The sequence below is a fragment of the Burkholderia sp. HI4860 genome, assembly GCF_002223045.2.
Classification (GTDB): domain Bacteria; phylum Pseudomonadota; class Gammaproteobacteria; order Burkholderiales; family Burkholderiaceae; genus Burkholderia.
The window spans coordinates 2,635,900-2,652,715 of record NZ_NKFO02000003.1; the positions used below are offsets into that span (position 1 = coordinate 2,635,900).

At 66.2% G+C, this 16,816-nt stretch carries 14 protein-coding genes; 7 read left to right on the forward strand and 7 right to left on the reverse strand.

Annotated elements, in window-relative coordinates:
- Positions 1-36 precede the first annotated feature (36 nt).
- Positions 37-261 carry a hypothetical protein gene (locus CFB34_RS27505; RefSeq protein ID WP_006490888.1) on the reverse strand — a complete coding sequence of 75 codons (225 nt, stop codon included), beginning with the start codon at positions 259-261 and terminating at the stop codon, positions 37-39.
- Between the two features lie 670 nt (positions 262-931).
- Here CFB34_RS27505 and CFB34_RS27510 point away from each other — a divergent pair.
- Complete coding sequence (locus CFB34_RS27510; protein WP_089440850.1) at positions 932-2,548, forward strand: multicopper oxidase family protein; 1,617 nt, start codon at positions 932-934, stop codon at positions 2,546-2,548.
- Positions 2,549-2,732: 184 nt separating this feature from the next.
- Here CFB34_RS27510 and CFB34_RS27515 read toward each other — a convergent pair whose 3' ends face one another.
- Positions 2,733-2,936: a cold-shock protein gene (locus CFB34_RS27515; RefSeq protein ID WP_006478030.1), complete on the reverse strand. Its 204-nt coding sequence runs from the start codon at positions 2,934-2,936 to the stop codon at positions 2,733-2,735.
- A gap of 545 nt (positions 2,937-3,481) precedes the next feature.
- Between CFB34_RS27515 and clpS the strand changes: the two genes are divergently transcribed.
- The 4 genes from clpS to CFB34_RS27535 all read left to right on the forward strand — a co-directional run bounded on the left by clpS (position 3,482) and on the right by CFB34_RS27535 (position 8,485).
- Entirely contained in the window at positions 3,482-3,796 is a 315-nt protein-coding gene (clpS, locus tag CFB34_RS27520) for an ATP-dependent Clp protease adapter ClpS (protein ID WP_006398529.1), read from the forward strand.
- A complete protein-coding gene (gene clpA, locus CFB34_RS27525) occupies positions 3,793-6,093 on the forward strand; it encodes an ATP-dependent Clp protease ATP-binding subunit ClpA (RefSeq protein ID WP_089440849.1) in 2,301 nt (766 codons plus the stop codon). The genes clpS and clpA overlap by 4 nt, the downstream gene beginning before the upstream one ends.
- 104 nt (positions 6,094-6,197) lie before the next feature.
- On the forward strand, positions 6,198-7,577 hold the full coding sequence (locus CFB34_RS27530; RefSeq protein WP_089441318.1) for an amino acid permease: 1,380 nt from the start codon (positions 6,198-6,200) through the stop codon (positions 7,575-7,577).
- Between the two features lie 137 nt (positions 7,578-7,714).
- Complete coding sequence (locus CFB34_RS27535; protein WP_089440848.1) at positions 7,715-8,485, forward strand: hypothetical protein; 771 nt, start codon at positions 7,715-7,717, stop codon at positions 8,483-8,485.
- Between the two features lie 52 nt (positions 8,486-8,537).
- Here CFB34_RS27535 and dut read toward each other — a convergent pair whose 3' ends face one another.
- The 5 genes from dut to CFB34_RS27560 form a co-directional block, all read right to left on the reverse strand.
- Positions 8,538-8,984, reverse strand: coding sequence for a dUTP diphosphatase (gene dut / locus CFB34_RS27540; RefSeq protein WP_057926079.1), 447 nt, complete (start codon positions 8,982-8,984; stop codon positions 8,538-8,540).
- 55 nt (positions 8,985-9,039) lie between these two features.
- Entirely contained in the window at positions 9,040-10,251 is a 1,212-nt protein-coding gene (gene coaBC / locus CFB34_RS27545) for a bifunctional phosphopantothenoylcysteine decarboxylase/phosphopantothenate--cysteine ligase CoaBC (protein ID WP_089440847.1), read from the reverse strand.
- Positions 10,252-10,318: 67 nt separating this feature from the next.
- Positions 10,319-10,819, reverse strand: a complete 501-nt coding sequence (gene lspA, locus CFB34_RS27550) for a signal peptidase II (RefSeq protein ID WP_039368190.1) — start codon at positions 10,817-10,819, stop codon at positions 10,319-10,321.
- A gap of 2 nt (positions 10,820-10,821) precedes the next feature.
- Positions 10,822-13,659, reverse strand: coding sequence for an isoleucine--tRNA ligase (gene ileS / locus CFB34_RS27555; RefSeq protein ID WP_089440846.1), 2,838 nt, complete (start codon positions 13,657-13,659; stop codon positions 10,822-10,824).
- Between the two features lie 104 nt (positions 13,660-13,763).
- Entirely contained in the window at positions 13,764-14,756 is a 993-nt protein-coding gene (locus tag CFB34_RS27560; RefSeq protein ID WP_089440845.1) for a bifunctional riboflavin kinase/FAD synthetase, read from the reverse strand.
- Between the two features lie 122 nt (positions 14,757-14,878).
- Here CFB34_RS27560 and purN point away from each other — a divergent pair, with 122 nt between their 5' ends.
- Both purN and CFB34_RS27570 read left to right on the forward strand, forming a co-directional pair.
- The gene (gene purN / locus CFB34_RS27565; protein ID WP_089440844.1) at positions 14,879-15,541 is read left to right on the forward strand and encodes a phosphoribosylglycinamide formyltransferase; all 663 of its coding nucleotides are present in this window, start codon (positions 14,879-14,881) and stop codon (positions 15,539-15,541) included.
- Positions 15,538-16,803 (forward strand): RsmB/NOP family class I SAM-dependent RNA methyltransferase, encoded by a 1,266-nt coding sequence (locus CFB34_RS27570; RefSeq protein ID WP_089440843.1) that lies wholly within the window; start codon positions 15,538-15,540, stop codon positions 16,801-16,803. The genes purN and CFB34_RS27570 overlap by 4 nt, the downstream gene beginning before the upstream one ends.
- Positions 16,804-16,816: the final 13 nt, after the last annotated feature.

The window sequence follows — 16,816 nt, forward strand, 5'->3', positions numbered from 1 at the left end:
GGACGCCCGGGGCGTTTTTTGTTGCGGGTTTGTCATTCAGACGTGAACGATTTCCCATTCGGCGATTTCGTGCGGCACTTCGAGCGTTGCCGTGTCCAGCTCGGACAGTTGCTCGCAGTCGCCACGGGAGATGTGGTCGGCTGCCACTTCGGGGCACGAGAACGCGCCGAGCAGGGCGTTGCCGAACGTCGCTTCCCAGCCGCCGTTACCCGGCAGGATGTAGAACGACCCGAGCGCTGAACCAAAGCGAAATCCCTTCATTTCCGTTCTCCCTTTCTGATCACAAGCGATTCTGGTGTGCCGCCTGCCGGCTTGGCCGGCTGTGGCCCGACTGGCTGCTTGCGCCCGGTTCCGTATCGAACGTCGTGGCGAAGCGGCAGTGCATGGAACAAAGTCTACGTCCGCGGCCCGCTCGGATGGTGCATGTAGAACGGCTTCACTAAACAAAATTTCTCTTTTAAAAACAAGTAATTATTTTCATCATTTTGTATTGCGGAACGTTTTTCGGCATCGCGAAACGGGGATTTTGTGCCCTGCACCACGAATTTTTATAACGCAGAGACTTGTTCCGCATCGTGAAATATTGGCGGGTGTGCGGATCGGCGAAGTGGCCAGCGCCGTGGTGGGCCCGCACGGCAGGCGCGAGGCGACTGCCTGGGAACTGCCAGGGGCAGGGTTGAAGGGCGCTTCGGCCGTGAGCGAAGCGCCGTGCAATGCCGATCGACGATGCGGGCCGATGCGTGCCATTCGGGTGCGGCGAGGTCGAACCCTGCGGCGTATCGCCGCCCGGCCGGCCGCGACGCGTCTCGATTTGGCCCTGCGGTTATGATGACGCGGGCATCAGGATTTGCGTCGCGCATCGGCGCTTCGGCCGGCCGGCGCGGGCGTCGCGGCGGCCGCGCGACCCAGCATGGATAACGAGGAACGATTGATGATACGGAGAACCTTCCTGTCGCGCGCCATCGGTGTCGCGGCCGCGTCGCTGTTCGCGCGCGCCGCGTGGGCGCAGCATGCAGGTCACGCCGGCATGGCCGGCATGGACTCGATGGACGACATGTCGGGCATGTCCGGCATGTCGGGCATGTCAGGGATGGCGGAGCACGGGCAGCACGGCAAGTCCGCACCGGCTGCGCTCGCGGCCGCCGACGCGCTGCCGGCCGGCGCGCCGCTCGCGGCGCTGCGCACGCTGGCGAACGAAAGCCGCGAGCCCGGCATGTTCCGGGCCACGCTGGTGGCGCAGCCCGTGGCGCGCCCGATGCTCCACGGTGCACGGCCGACCACGTTCTGGCAGTTCGGTGCGGGCACGCAGGGCCCCGTCGTCGGTCCGCTGATCGACGTGCGCGAGGGCGACACGGTCGAGATCAAGTTCGTGAACAAGCTGCCGCAGCCGTCGACCATCCACTGGCACGGCCTGCCGGTGCCGCCCGACCAGGACGGCAATCCTTCCGATCCGGTCGCGCCCGGCGCGTCGCGCGTGTACCGCTTCACGTTGCCGAAGGGGAGTGCCGGCACCTACTGGTACCACCCGCATCCGCACATGATGACGGCCGAACAGGTCTTCCGCGGGCTGGCCGGCCCGTTCGTCGTGCGCGCCGTGGACGATCCGCTGGCGGGCTGGCCCGAGCGCAACCTGTTCGTGTCGGACCTGAAGCTTGCGCGTGACGGCACGATTGCACCGAACGACATGATGGACTGGATGAACGGTCGCGAGGGCCAGTTCGTGCTGGTCAATGGCGCGCGCCGGCCGCGGATCGATGTCGCGGGCGACGAGCGCTGGCGCGTGTGGAACGCGTGCAGCGCGCGCTATTTGCGCGTCGCGTTCGACGACGGCCGCGCGTTCGAGCATGCAGGCACCGACGGCGGCCTGTTCGACGCGCCGCGCCGCGTCACGTCGCTGTTGATCGCGCCGGGCGAACGGGCGGAGCTGCTGGTCCGCGCCGGCGACCGGGCGTCGCGCGCCGTGCTGCAGGCGGCCGAATACGACCGCCGCAAGATGTCGATGTCGCACGATGACGGGCACGGCAGCCTGCCGCCCGATCCGGCGCTGGCGCTGGCCGACGTCGCATTCGCGCCGGCCGCCGCACGCGCGCTGCCGGCGACCCTGCGCGCGGTGCCGTCGCTCGGCGAACCGGTCGCGCACAAGACGGTCGCGTTCGGCGAGGAGATGGACATGGACGCGATGATGAAGGGGGCCGCGCACGGCCGTCCGGCGGGCATGCGCTTCACGATCAACGGCGACACCTACGCGCCGCATCGCGCAACGCTGACCAGCCGCCGTGGCGACGTCGAGCGCTGGACGATCCGCAACGGCACCGACATGGATCACCCGTTCCACCTGCATGGCACGCAGTTCCAGGTAATCGAGCGCGAGTCGGGCGGTTCGCGCACGAGCGAACCGTTCCGTGCATGGCGCGATACGGTGAACGTGCGCAGCGGCGAAACCGTGACGATTCTCGTCACGCAAGACATGCCCGGTGAGCGCATGTTTCATTGCCACATTCTCGAACACGAGGATCTCGGCATGATGGGCACGCTGAAGGTCGTGTAACGAGGTGGTGATTATGTTTCACGCGCCGGATGAGTATCGGATCTGCGCGCGTGACAAGACAATGTGTGTTCAATTATCGGGATTGAACGAAAAGGCCGGCCAATCGATTATCGATTGGCCGGCCTCAAATAAAGAAACCCGGCGCAAACGATGCGCCGGGTTTCTTCGTCTGATATCCGGTGCCTTATGCGGCCTGGATGTTCGACGCTTGCTTGCCCTTCGGTCCTTGAACGACGTCAAAGCTCACCTTCTGGCCTTCCTTCAGCGTCTTGAAGCCATTCATGGTGATAGCCGAGAAGTGCGCAAACAGATCCTCACCGCCCTCGTCGGGAGTGATGAAACCGAAGCCCTTCGCGTCGTTGAACCACTTAACGATACCAGTTGCCATTTCCTACTTCCCCTGTCACACAGTCGCTGCTACTTACCACGAGCACGCTCGAAAAGCTAAACGACCGGAAAACACAGCCGTTCCCCCCTCACAAGCTCACCTTCGGCCTCTTTCATTTTGCCAACCGGCAAATTGAAAAAAGTGCCAGCTTGATTGTTGGCGCTCTTTATTGGAGTGTCAAGTGGAATTTTTAGACGTTTAGAGGGACGTTGTAAAGAACCCATTTTCAGGGTTTTTCCGGCTTTGCTTAGCAGCACGCGGCCAAGCGCGCGGTCTTGAAAAGCCGCATAATCGGCTCATATACCAGGCTCGAGTGACACGCGTTCGAGTCGTCCCGGCTTGTGGGATACTGGATGCGGACACGACGTTCCGGTGCGGTTCCCCTGACGGTTCGTGTTCCGCGCCACGCGTGAAAGCCGGCACCGCAGCCGGCTTTCGTATGGCACGAAGAAGATCGCGTGTTCCGGGATTCCGGGGAGGGCGCCGGCCGGTCGGTCGGGTAATGGCAGGATTGCGGGCCTGTCCGAGTTGTTTAGAATGGGTGTATGGCGATTATCCCGGACAAGCAGGACAGCACCGTCCTGGAACGCAAGCAGCAGAAGCTCAAGCCGCCTTCGATGTACAAGGTGGTGCTGCTGAACGACGACTTCACGCCGATGGAATTCGTCGTAATGGTGGTCCAGGAGTATTTCAAGAAGGATCGCGAGACGGCCACTCAGATCATGCTGAAGGTCCATCGTGAAGGGCGAGGGGTTTGTGGGGTCTATACGCGGGACATCGCGTCGACCAAGGTTGAGCAAGTCGTTACCCATGCGCGGCAGGCCGGGCATCCGCTGCAGTGCGTGATGGAGGAAGCATGATTGCCCAGGAATTGGAAGTCAGCCTGCACATGGCGTTCATGGAAGCACGCCAGGCGCGCCATGAGTTCATCACGGTCGAGCATTTGCTGCTGGCCTTGCTGGATAATCCGACGGCAGCCGAGGTGTTGCGCGCGTGCGCGGCAAACATTGAGGACTTGCGTCAGAACCTGCGCAATTTCATCCACGACAACACACCTACCGTCCCGGGTACCGACGATGTCGATACCCAGCCGACGCTCGGTTTCCAGCGCGTGATCCAGCGCGCGATCATGCACGTCCAGTCGACGTCGAACGGCAAGAAGGAAGTAACCGGCGCGAACGTGCTGGTCGCGATCTTCGGCGAGAAGGATTCGCATGCCGTGTACTACCTGCAGCAGCAGGGCGTCACGCGCCTCGACGTCGTGAACTTCATTTCGCACGGCATCGCGAAGACGAACAGCGGCGAAGCCGCGAAGTCGTCCGATGCGAATGCGGAAAGCGAAGACGCGAATGCGCAGAAGGAAACGCCGCTCGCGCAATTCACGCAGAACCTGAACCAGATGGCGAAGGACGGCCGCATCGATCCGCTGATCGGTCGCGAGCCCGAGGTCGAGCGCGTGGTCCAGGTGCTGTGCCGCCGCCGCAAGAACAATCCGCTGCTCGTCGGCGAGGCCGGCGTCGGCAAGACCGCGATCGCGGAAGGGCTCGCCTATCGCATCACGCGCGGCGAAGTGCCGGACATCCTCGCGAACGCGCAGGTCTACTCGCTCGACATGGGCGCGTTGCTCGCGGGCACCAAGTACCGCGGCGACTTCGAGCAACGGCTGAAGACGGTGCTGAAGGAACTGAAGGAGCGTCCGCACGCGATCCTGTTCATCGACGAGATTCACACGCTGATCGGCGCGGGCGCCGCGTCGGGCGGCACGCTCGATGCGTCGAACCTGCTGAAGCCGGCGCTGTCGTCGGGCGTGCTCAAGTGCATCGGCGCGACCACGTTCACCGAATATCGCGGCATCTTCGAGAAGGACGCGGCGCTGTCGCGGCGCTTCCAGAAGGTCGACGTGACGGAGCCGAGCGTCGAGCAGACGGTCGCGATCCTGCGCGGGCTGAAGTCGCGCTTCGAGGAGCATCACGGCGTCAAGTATTCGTCGGGTGCGCTGTCGGCCGCGGCCGAACTGTCGGCGCGCTTCATCACCGACCGTCACCTGCCGGACAAGGCGATCGACGTGATCGACGAAGCGGGCGCGGCGCAGCGCATCCTGCCGAAGTCGAAGCAGAAGAAGACGATCGGCAAGAGCGAGATCGAGGAAATCATCTCGAAAATCGCGCGCGTGCCGCCGCAGAGCGTGTCGCAGGACGATCGCAGCAAGCTGCAGACGCTCGACCGCGACCTGAAGAGCGTCGTGTTCGGCCAGGATCCGGCGATCGACGCACTGGCTGCCTCGATCAAGATGGCGCGCGCGGGCCTCGGCAAGATGGACAAGCCGATCGGCGCGTTCCTGTTCTCCGGCCCGACGGGCGTCGGCAAGACCGAGGTGGCGCGCCAGCTCGCGTTCACGCTCGGCATCGAGCTGATCCGCTTCGACATGTCGGAATACATGGAGCGTCACGCGGTGAGCCGCCTGATCGGCGCGCCGCCGGGCTATGTCGGGTTCGACCAGGGCGGCCTGCTGACCGAAGCCGTCACGAAGAAGCCGCACTGCGTGCTGCTGCTCGACGAAATCGAGAAGGCGCATCCGGACATCTTCAACGTGCTGCTGCAGGTGATGGACCACGGCACGCTGACGGACAACAACGGCCGCAAGGCGGATTTCCGCAACGTCATCATCATCATGACGACCAACGCGGGCGCCGAGTCGATGCAGAAGGCGACCATCGGCTTCACGACGCGCCGTGAAACGGGCGACGAGATGACCGACATCAAGCGTCTGTTCACGCCGGAGTTCCGCAACCGCCTGGATGCGATCATCAGCTTCCGCTCGCTCGACGAGGAAATCATCATGCGCGTGGTCGACAAGTTCCTGATCCAGCTCGAGGAACAGCTGCACGAGAAGAAGGTCGACGCGCTCTTCACCGACGCGTTGCGCAAGCATCTCGCGAAGCACGGCTTCGACCCGCTGATGGGCGCGCGGCCGATGCAGCGGCTGATCCAGGACACGATCCGCCGTGCGCTGGCCGACGAACTGCTGTTCGGCAAGCTGCTGAACGGCGGTCACGTGACGGTCGACGTCGACGAAGGCGACAAGGTGCAGTTGTCGTTCGACAAGCTCGGGAACCCGCCGCACAAGCCGAACGAAGAGGCGGTCGAAGTCGAGTAAGCGATAATCGGGTAGTTCATGCGAACGGCGCGGGATGTTTTCCGCGCCGTTTCGTTTTATCTGGCGCCGGCGGCGCGATGGTGGTGCAGGGGAGTGGCAACGCAGTGACACAACAACAACGGACGTTCGACGACATCGTCGCGCGCGAACAGGGTTTGCGCCATGCGCTGACGTCTGGGCAGATGGCGATGATCGCGATCGGCGGCGCGATCGGCACGGGGCTGTTCCTCGGCAGCGGGTTCGCGATCGGGCTCGCCGGCCCGAGCGTGCTGATCTCGTATGCGATCGGCGCGCTGATCGCGCTGCTGCTGATGGGCGCGCTCGCGGAAATGACGGTCGCCCACCCGACGGCCGGCTCGTTCGGCGCATATGCCGAGCACTATGTCGGCCCGCTCGCGGGTTTCCTGGTGCGCTATGCGTACTGGTTCGCGGTCGTGTTCGCGATCGGCACCGAGATCAGCGCGATCGCCGTGTTCATGAAGTACTGGTTCCCGGCCGTGCCCGGCTGGTACTGGGTGATCGGCTTCTCCGCGCTGCTGATCGCCGTGAACCTCGCGAGCGTCACGCTGTACGGTACGGTCGAATACGCGTTCTCGCTGCTGAAGATCGCGGCGATCGTCGTGTTCATCGTGCTCGGCGCCTATCTCGTGTGGTCGGCGCCGGCCGCATCGGGCGTCGGTTTCGCGAACTACACCGCGCACGGCGGCTTCATGCCGAAGGGGCCGTGGGGCACCTGGGTCGCGGTGATCGTCGCGATCTTCAGCTACATGAGCATCGAAGCCGTCGCCATCGCGGCCGGCGAGGCGCGCGATCCGCAGCACGCAGTCACGCGCGCGTTCCGCTCGACCGTGTTCCGGCTCGTGCTGTTCTACCTGCTGACACTGTCGCTGATGCTCGCGATCGTCCCGTGGACGCAGGCCGGCACCGACGAAAGCCCGTTCGTGAAGGTGATGGCCGCGACTCATGTGCCGTACGCGGCAGGCGTGATCAACTTCGTGTTGTTGATCGCGGCGCTGTCGGCGATGAACAGCCAGCTTTACGTGACGACACGGATGATGTTCAGCCTGTCGCGCGCGCGGCTCGCGCCCGCGGTGTTCGGCCGGCTCGGCACGAACGGCGTGCCGCGCGCGGCGTTGTGGATCTCGACGAGCGGCGTCGCGGTGGCAGCCGTGCTGGTCGCGCTGGCGCCCGACACCGCGTTTACCGTGATGATGGCGATCGCGATGTTCGGCGCCCTGTTCACGTGGCTGATGATTTTCGTCACGCACCTGCGCTTCCGTTCGCAGTATCGTGGCCCCGCGCTCGCGTTCCGGATGTGGGGGCACCCGTTCGGCAGCCTGCTCGGCGCGGGGCTCGTCGCGGCGATCCTGCTCACGACCGCGTTCACGCGCGAATTCCGGATGACGATGGTGGTCGGCGTCGTGTTCGTCGTGCTGCTCACGCTTGCGTACGCGCTGCATTACCGCCACCAGCACGCGCGTTGAGGGGCGCGGCGCGGCCCGCACGCGCCGATTTCCTGTTCGCTAAGGTTGCGTTAAGCCCGCGGCGATTAAATTCGACCCTGTCTGCAAGGCCGGCCGGCATGCGCCGGCTTGCCGCTTTCCTGCAAAAAGGGGTTCGAATGAACAAACTTCCCGAAATCACGCTCGCGTTCTGGATCATGAAGATCTGCGCGACGACGCTCGGCGAAACCGGTGGCGACCTGCTGTCGATGACGCTGAACGTCGGCTACGCGGTGAGCTCCATCCTGCTGTTCGGCTTCTTTCTCGTGACGCTGGGCGCGCAGCTCAGGACGACCCGCTATCGCCCGGCGATCTACTGGGCCGTGATCGTTGCGACGAGCACGGCCGGCACGACGATGTCCGACTTCATGGACCGCACGCTCGGCCTCGGCTATGCGGCCGGCTCGTCGATCCTGGTCGCGATCCTGCTGGCGATCTTCGCCGTGTGGCGACTCAGCGGCGAATCGCTGTCGGTCGACCTGATCCGCACGCGCAAGGTCGAGCTGCTGTACTGGATCGCGATCCTGTTCTCGAACACGCTCGGCACGGCGCTCGGCGACTTTCTCGCGGACAGCTCGGGGCTCGGTTTCGGTGGCGGCGCGCTGCTGATCGGCGGGCTGCTCGCGGTGATCGTGCTGGCGCACTATTTCACGCGGATCTCCGGCGTGCTGCTGTTCTGGGCTGCGTTCGTGCTCACGCGCCCGTTCGGCGCGACGGTCGGCGACCTGTTGACGAAGCCGGTGGCGAAGGGCGGCCTCGCGCTGGGCACGATCGGCTCGTCGGCCGTGCTGCTCGGCGTGCTGGTCGCGATGGTGATCTATGCGATCGTGGCTCAATCGCGGCAGCGCGACCTGGCGCCCGCGCGGATCGCGCAAGCCGTCGAGGAATGACGGCGAAGGAATGGAAAAAGGGGCCGCGAGGCCCCTTTTTTCGCTGCGTCGTTCAGTGACGGCCGGTGCTGCCGAAGCCGCCCTCGCCACGATCGCTTTGCGCGAAGTCGTCGACGATGTTGAACTGCGCCTGCACGACCGGCACGATCACGAGCTGGGCGAGCCGCTCGAACGGATTCAGCACGAACTCGGTCTGGCCGCGGTTCCACGTCGAGACCATCAGCTGGCCCTGGTAGTCGGAATCGATCAGGCCGACGAGGTTGCCGAGCACGATGCCGTGCTTGTGGCCGAGGCCCGAGCGCGGCAGGATCAGCGCCGCGTAGCCGGGATCGGCGAGATGGATCGCGAGGCCGGTCGGCACGAGCGTCGTCTCGCCCGGCTGCAGCGTGACCGGTGCATCGAGGCACGCACGCAGGTCGAGGCCCGCGCTGCCGGTGGTTGCGTAGGCGGGCAGGTAGTCGCGCATGCGCGCGTCGAGGATCTTCAGGTCGAGTTTCATGCGGTCGTCGGATGAGTCGGGAAGGGCGCGGCGGTAATGGCCGCCGCGCGGGAGATCAGATCAGGCGGTTGTCGGGCAGGCGCTTCGCGATTTCCGCGACGAGCGTGTGCGCGAGTTCGTCCTTCGGTGCGCGTGGCAGGCGCGTGAGACCGGCCGCCTCGAACAGCACGACTTCGTTGTCGTCGCGACCGAACGTCAGCGGGCCGAGGTTGCCGACCAGCAGCGGCACGTTCTTGCGCTTGCGCTTCTCGTCGCCGTGCACGTCGAGGTCGCCGCTTTCGGCCGCGAAGCCGACGCAGAACGGCGGATCGGGCAGCGCCGCGACCGACGCGAGGATGTCCGGGTTCTCGACGAACGCGAGCGCGGGCACCTTGTGGTCGGCCGTCTTCTTCATCTTGTGCTCGGCCGGCTGGGCAACGCGCCAGTCGGCGACTGCAGCCACCGCGATGAAGATGTCGGCATCCGCAACGGCATGCATGACCGCGTCGTACATCTGCTGCGCCGTCTGCACGTCCTGGCGGTAGACGCCCCACGGCGTGTCGAGCGCCACCGGCCCCGCGACGAGATGCACGTCGGCGCCGGCCTGCTGCGCGGCGCGCGCGAGCGCGAAGCCCATCTTGCCGCTCGAGCGGTTCGTGAGGCCGCGCACCGGGTCGAGCGGTTCGAACGTCGGGCCGGCCGTGATCAGCACGCGCCGGTGCGCGAGCACCTTCGCCGCGAAGTGCGCGACGATCGCTTCATAGATCGCCTCGGGCTCGAGCATGCGGCCGTCGCCGACTTCGCCGCACGCCTGCGCGCCCGAATCCGGGCCGAGTACCGACACGCCGTCTGCGCGCAGCTGCGCGGCGTTGCGCTGCGTGGCCGGGTTTTGCCACATCTGGCGGTTCATCGCGGGAACGACGAGCAGCGGGCAATCGCGCGCGACGCACAGCGTCGACAGCAGATCGTCCGCGAATCCGTGCGCGAGCTTCGCGAGGAAGTCCGTCGACGCGGGCGCGATCACGATCGCATCGGCTTCGCGCGACAGGTCGATGTGCGCCATGTTGTTGTCGACGCGCGGATCCCACTGGCTCGTGTAGACGGGCCGGCCCGACAGCGCCTGCATCGTGACGGGCGTGATGAACTGGGTGGCTGCTTCGGTCATCGCGACCTGCACGGTCGCGCCGGCCTTCACGAGCAGCCGCGTGAGCTCGGCGATCTTGTAGCAGGCGATGCCGCCGGTCAGGCCGAGAACGAGGTGTTTTCCTGCGAGTTCTGCGTGTGCCAACTCAGGCCTCCAAGGGTCAAACGGAACGGCCGGCGCGAAGCCGGCCGTCGACGCCGAGTATGCGCGCTTAGCGCGAGCCGCGCACGCGACGCAGTTCGTCGTAGATCAGCAGCACCGCGCCGACCGTGATCGCGGAATCGGCGAGGTTGAACGCCGGGAAGTGCCAGGCGCCGAGATGGAAATCGAGGAAGTCGATCACGTGGCCGTAGACGAGCCGGTCGATCACGTTGCCGAGTGCACCGCCGAGGATCATCGCGAGCGACAGGCTGAACAGCCGCTGCTGGCCGTGACGCTTCAGCAGGAAGCAGATCACGAGCGTCGCGCCGATGCCGAGCGCGGTGAACGCCCAGCGCTGCCAGCCGCCCGCGGTCGACAGGAAGCCGAACGCGGCGCCGCGGTTGTACACCAGCACGAGGTTGAAGAACGACGTCAGCTCGTGCTGCGCGCCGTACGCGAACGTCTTCAGGATCGCGATCTTCGACAGCTGGTCGAACAGGATCACGATCAGCGAAATGCCGAGCCAGGGCGCAAGCGCGCCGCTGGCCGGTTTCGACAGGGTCTTCGCCATGGTTAAGCAGCGCTCCGGATTTCGCCGTTTTCGAACAGGTTGGAGAAGCAGCGGCCGCACAGCGTCGGATGATCGGCATGCGCGCCCACATCTTCACGGTAGTGCCAGCAGCGCTCGCACTTCTGGTACGTCGATGCAGCCACGTCGACGCTTTCCTGCGCTTCGTCGTCGACCTTGACGACCGTCGCCGCCGACGTGATCAGCACGAACTTCAGATCGTCACCGAGGCTCGTGAGCGCGTCGTAGCGTGCGCCGCTCGCGTGCACCGCGACTTCGGCCTGCAGCGACGAACCGATGCGGTTCGCGGTGCGTGCCTCCTCGAGCGCCTTCGTCACGTTGCCGCGCACCTCGCGCAGCAGCGCCCACTTCTCGATCAGTGCGGCCGAGCCGTCGACTTCCGGATACGCGTAGTAGGTTTCCGTGAAGATCGTGTCGCTGGCCGGCTGGAACACCTTCCACGCTTCTTCCGCCGTGAACGACAGGAACGGTGCGAGCACGCGCAGCAGGCCGTGCGTCAGGTGGTACAGCGCCGTCTGCGCCGAGCGGCGTGCACGCGAATCGGCCGCGCTCGTGTACAGGCGGTCCTTCAGCACGTCGAGGTAGAAGCCGCCGAGATCTTCCGAGCAGTACGTCTGCAGCTTCGCGACGACCGGGTGGAATTCGTACTTCTCGTAGTGGCCGAGCAGCTCAGTCTGAAGCTGCTGCGAGAACGCGACCGCATAGCGGTCGATCTCGAGCCATTCGTCGACCGGCACGGCATGCTGCGCGAAGTCGAAGTCCGACAGGTTCGCGAGCAGGAAGCGCAGCGTGTTGCGGATGCGGCGATAGCCTTCGGTCACGCGCTTCAGGATTTCCTCGGAGATCGCGAGCTCGCCCGAGTAGTCGGTCGACGCGATCCACAGGCGGATGATTTCCGCGCCGAGACGGTTCGCGACTTCGTGCGGGTCGATGCCGTTGCCGAGCGACTTGCTCATCTTGCGGCCTTCGCCGTCGACCGTGAAGCCGTGCGTGAGCAGGCCCTTGTACGGCGCGCGGCCGTCGATCATCGACGCCGTGAGCAGCGACGAGTGGAACCAGCCGCGGTGCTGGTCCGAGCCTTCGAGATAGAGGTCGGCCGGGAACTGCAGCTGATCCTTGTGCGAGCCGCGCAGCACGTGCCAGTGCGTCGTGCCCGAATCGAACCACACGTCGAGCGTGTCGCGGTTCTTTTCGTACAGGTTGGCGTCGTCGCCGATCAGCTCGCGCGGGTCGAGCGTCTGCCACGCCTCGATGCCCGACTGCTCGACGCGCTTCGCGACTTCCTCGAGCAGTTCGAGCGTGCGCGGATGCAGCTCGCCGGTTTCCTTGTGCACGAAGAACGCCATCGGCACGCCCCACTGGCGCTGGCGCGACAGCGTCCAGTCAGGACGGTTCGCGATCATGCTGAACAGGCGCTGCTTGCCCCACGACGGGTAGAACGCGGTCGCGTCGATGCCTTCGAGCGCGGTTTCGCGCAACGTCTTGCCGCCGTCGCGCGGCGTCACGTCCATGCCGGCGAACCACTGCGACGTTGCGCGGTAGATGATCGCCGTCTTGTGGCGCCAGCAGTGCATGTAGCTGTGCTTGTAGTGCTCGCTGCGCAGCAGCGAGCCGGCCGCGTTCAGCGCGTCGACGACCTTCGGGTTTGCGTCCCAGATCGACAGGCCGCCGAACAGCGGCAGCGATTCGATGTAGCGGCCGTCGCCCATCACCGGGTTGATGATGTCCGAGTCGGTCATCCCGTGCGCCTTGCAGGACACGAAGTCCTCGATACCGTACGCGGGCGACGAGTGCACGACGCCGGTACCCGTGTCGGTCGTCACGTAGTCGCCGAGGTACACGGGTGCGGTGCGCTTGTAGCCGGGGTGAGCCGACGCGAGCGGGTGGTGGAAGCGCAGGCCCGCGAGCTTCACGCCCGGCGCGGTCGCCACGACGCGGCCCGTCAGCTTGAAGTCGGTCATGCAGGCTTCGACGCGCTCTTGCGCGATGATCAGCAGCCCGCGCTCGGTGTCGACCAGCGCGTAGACGATTTCCGGATGGAGGTTCAGCGCCTGGTTCGCGGGGATCGTCCACGGCGTGGTGGTCCAGATCACGATGCCGCCTTCGGCGCGCGGCAGCGCCGGCAGGCCGAACGCCTGCGCGGTCTTTTCCGGTTCCGCGAACGCGAACATCACGTCGATCGTCGGATCGGTGCGGTCCTTGTACTCGACTTCCGCTTCCGCGAGCGCCGAGCCGCAGTCGAAGCACCAGTTCACCGGCTTCAGCCCACGATACACGTAGCCCTTCTCGATGATCTTGCCGAGCGCGCGGAGCTCTTCCGCCTCGTTCACGAAGTTCATCGTCTTGTACGGGTTGGCCCAATCACCGAGCACGCCCAGACGCTTGAAGCCGACCTTCTGCTTCTCGATCTGCTCGGTCGCGTACGTGCGCGCCTTGCTCATCACTTCGGCCGCCGGCAGCGACTTGCCGAACTGCTTCTCGATCTGGATTTCGATCGGCATCCCGTGGCAATCCCAACCCGGCACGTACGGCGCGTCGAAGCCGGCCATGTTGCGCGACTTGACGACGATGTCCTTCAGGATCTTGTTGACGGCGTGGCCGAGGTGGATGTCGCCGTTCGCATACGGCGGGCCGTCGTGCAGGATGAACTTCGGCCGGCCGGCGCTGGCCGCGCGGATCTTCTCGTAGATGCCGCGCTCTTCCCATTCCTTGACCCACTGCGGCTCGCGCTTGGGCAGGTCGCCGCGCATCGGGAACGGCGTGTCGAGCAGGTTGACCGGATACTTGGCCTGCGGTTTCGAATCGGCTTTCTTGTTGCTCATGATGGAATCGCTATCTCAATCTCGGGGGACGCGCGAGCGTCGTGAATCGGGGATGCGCGCGACTGGGCGGCGCGAGGGTGCGGCGCGGGGCGCCGCCGTCCGGATCAGCTAATTCGGTCGGTGGCCGACGTCGCGAAGCCCGTGGCGCGGCTGCCCGGCGCACGGTCGCGCTCGATGAAGTACGCACGCGCATTCGCGACGTCGAGCGCAATCGCGCGCGACAGCGTCTCGAGATCGTCGAATTTCGCCTCGTCGCGCAGCTTCTTCAGGAATTCGACGCGGATGAGCTTGCCATAGGCATCGCCGTGCCAGTCGAGCAGGTGAACTTCGAGCAGCACGCGGCCCGAATCGTCGACGGTCGGGCGCAGGCCGAGGCTGGCGACGCCCGGCAGCGGGGCGGGGCCGAGGCCGTGCACCTGCACGACGAAGATGCCCGCGAGCGCCGGCCGCTTGTGTGCGATCGGCAGGTTCAGCGTCGGAAAGCCGAGGTCGCGGCCGAGCTTCAGCCCGTGCGCGACGTGGCCGCTGATCGCATAGCCATGGCCGAGCGCCTGCGCGGCCGCATCGAGATCGCCGGCCGTGAGCGCGGCGCGCACGCCCGAGCTCGAGATGCGCGTGCCGTCGCTGCCGGCCACCGTACCCATCTGCTCGACCTCGAAGCCGTACTGCGCGCCGGCCGCCTGCAGCGTGTCGAAGGTGCCCGCGCGTTTCGCGCCGTAGCAGAAATCGTCGCCGACCATCATCCAGCGCGTGTGCAGCCCGTTCACCAGCGTGCGTTCGACGAACGCCTGCGGCGACTGGCTCGCGAACGTGTGGTTGAAATGCTCGACGACCACGCGGTCGACGCCGTGATCGCGCAGCGCCTCGAGCTTGTCGCGCAGCATCGCGATGCGCGGCGGCGCGCCGGCCGGGTTGAAGAATTCGCGCGGGTGCGGTTCGAACGTCATCACGCACACGGGCAGGCCGCGCGCGTCCGCTGCCGCGCGCACGCGCGCGAGCAGGGCCTGGTGGCCGCGATGGACACCGTCGAAGTTGCCGATCGTCAGCGCGCACGGGGCGCGGCTCTCGGCGTTGGGCAGGCCGCGGAAGACTTTCACGATAGCGGATGCAGCGTCGGGGAATGGGCGGTGGGATGCCGCAAAGCAAAAGATTATAAACGTTCGGGCGCGCGGGCGGCCGAGAAGGGGGGAAACGCGGGGGCGAATGGTAAAATTCGCGGATGAAAAAACTCGTGATCCTGATTTCCGGTCGCGGCAGCAACATGGAGGCCATCGTCCGCGCGTGCGCGCAGGAACGCTGGCCGGCCGAGATTGCGGCCGTGATCGCCAACCGGCCCGACGCGGCCGGCCTGGCATTTGCCGCGTCGCACGGGGTGGCGACGGCGGTGGTCGACCACCGGTCGTTCGACGGCCGCGACAGCTTCGATGCGGCGCTCGCCGCCGAGATCGACCGATTCGCGCCCGATCTCGTGGTCCTCGCCGGCTTCATGCGCATTCTCACGCCCACATTCGTCAGACGATACGAAGGCCGGCTGCTGAACATCCATCCGTCACTGCTGCCGAGCTTCAAGGGCATCCACACGCACCAGCAGGCGCTCGACGCGGGGGTCGCGCTGCATGGCGCGAGCGTGCATTTCGTGATTCCCGAGCTCGACAGCGGTGCGATCATCGCGCAGGGCGCGGTGCCCGTGCGCGCGGGCGACGACGCGGCCGCGCTCGCGCGGCGGGTGCTGACGGTCGAGCATGTGCTGTATCCGCGCGCGGTGCGCTGGTTCATCGAGGGGCGTCTGCGTCTCGAGAACGGCCGTGCAGTGGTGGCGCCGGAAGAGGCGCGCTGGATTTTCGCGGATCAACCGCATACCGAAACGAGTGAGGGCGTATGAAACTGCACGGATTCCTGATCGGCCAGACCGAGACTTTGTTGGCCGAGGTGCTGAAGTTCGCCGGCCCCGCCGACGCGACGACGAGCCGGTTCTTCCGCGCGCATCCGAAGCTCGGGCATGCCGAGCGCGGCGTGATCGCCGAGGCCGTGTTCGCGGTGCTGCGCCGCAAGATGGAGTTTTCGCATCTCGCCGAGAGCGGCACGGGCACGCCCGCGCGGCGCCTCACGCTGCTCGGCCTGATGCAGACGGCCGGCCGCAATGCGCTGAAGCCGTTCCTGTCCGACACCGAGGCCGCATGGCTCGAGCACGTGTCGAAGATCGATCCGGCGAGCCTGCCGGTGCGCATCCGCACGAACCTGCCCGACTGGATCCACCAGGCCTTGTCGGCCCGGTTCGACGCCGACGAGCTCGCGCAGCTCGCGGCCGCGCTGAACTACCCGGCGCCGCTCGACCTGCGCGCCAACGTGCAGAAGGCCAGCCGTGACCAGGTCATCGACGGGCTGCGCGCGGAAGGCATCGATGCGGGCGCGACGCCGTTTTCCCCGTTCGGCGTGCGCGTGGTCGGCAAGCCGGCGCTGACGCGCCTGAGGCTGTTCGAGGAAGGCGCGATCGAGGTGCAGGACGAAGGCAGCCAGCTGCTGTGTTCGCTGGTCGCGCCGCGCCGCGGCGAGATGGTCGTCGATTTCTGCGCGGGGGCGGGCGGCAAGACGCTCGCGCTGGGCGCGATGATGCGCTCGACCGGGCGCCTCTACGCGTTCGACGTGTCGGAGAAGCGCCTGGCGAAGCTGAAGCCGCGCCTCGCGCGCAGCGGGCTGTCGAACGTGAACCCCGTGCTGATCGACAGCGAACACGATGCGAAGATCAAGCGGCTCGCCGGCAAGATCGACCGCGTGCTGGTCGATGCGCCGTGCAGCGGCCTCGGCACGCTGCGCCGCAACCCGGACCTGAAGTGGCGCCAGACGCGCACCGCGATCGACGAGCTGACGCCGAAGCAGGCGTCGATCCTCGCGAGCGCCGCGCGCCTGGTGAAGAAGGGCGGCCGGCTCGTCTACGCGACCTGCAGCGTGCTCGACGCCGAGAACGAACGTATCGTCGAACAGTTCCTGGCCGACCATCCCGACTTCGTGCTGGTACCGGCGCAGAAGGTGCTGGACGACCAGCGCATCGAGCTCGAGACGGGCGACTACCTGTCGCTGTGGCCGCATCGCCACGCGACCGACGGCTTCTTCGCCGCGGTGCTCGAACGGCGCGCGGCGCAGTAACGGCGGGCTGGAC

Excerpts from the sequence above, each read along its gene's own strand:
- CFB34_RS27505 (WP_006490888.1), bottom strand. The coding sequence starts at position 261 with ATGAAGGGATTTCGCTTTGGTTCAGCGCTCGGGTCGTTCTACATCCTG.
- CFB34_RS27510 (WP_089440850.1), top strand. The coding sequence starts at position 932 with ATGATACGGAGAACCTTCCTGTCGCGCGCCATCGGTGTCGCGGCCGCG.
- CFB34_RS27515 (WP_006478030.1), bottom strand. The coding sequence starts at position 2,936 with ATGGCAACTGGTATCGTTAAGTGGTTCAACGACGCGAAGGGCTTCGGT.
- clpS (WP_006398529.1), top strand. The coding sequence starts at position 3,482 with ATGGCGATTATCCCGGACAAGCAGGACAGCACCGTCCTGGAACGCAAG.
- clpA (WP_089440849.1), top strand. The coding sequence starts at position 3,793 with ATGATTGCCCAGGAATTGGAAGTCAGCCTGCACATGGCGTTCATGGAA.
- CFB34_RS27535 (WP_089440848.1), top strand. The coding sequence starts at position 7,715 with ATGAACAAACTTCCCGAAATCACGCTCGCGTTCTGGATCATGAAGATC.
- dut (WP_057926079.1), bottom strand. The coding sequence starts at position 8,984 with ATGAAACTCGACCTGAAGATCCTCGACGCGCGCATGCGCGACTACCTG.
- lspA (WP_039368190.1), bottom strand. The coding sequence starts at position 10,819 with ATGGCGAAGACCCTGTCGAAACCGGCCAGCGGCGCGCTTGCGCCCTGG.
- ileS (WP_089440846.1), bottom strand. The coding sequence starts at position 13,659 with ATGAGCAACAAGAAAGCCGATTCGAAACCGCAGGCCAAGTATCCGGTC.
- purN (WP_089440844.1), top strand. The coding sequence starts at position 14,879 with ATGAAAAAACTCGTGATCCTGATTTCCGGTCGCGGCAGCAACATGGAG.
- CFB34_RS27570 (WP_089440843.1), top strand. The coding sequence starts at position 15,538 with ATGAAACTGCACGGATTCCTGATCGGCCAGACCGAGACTTTGTTGGCC.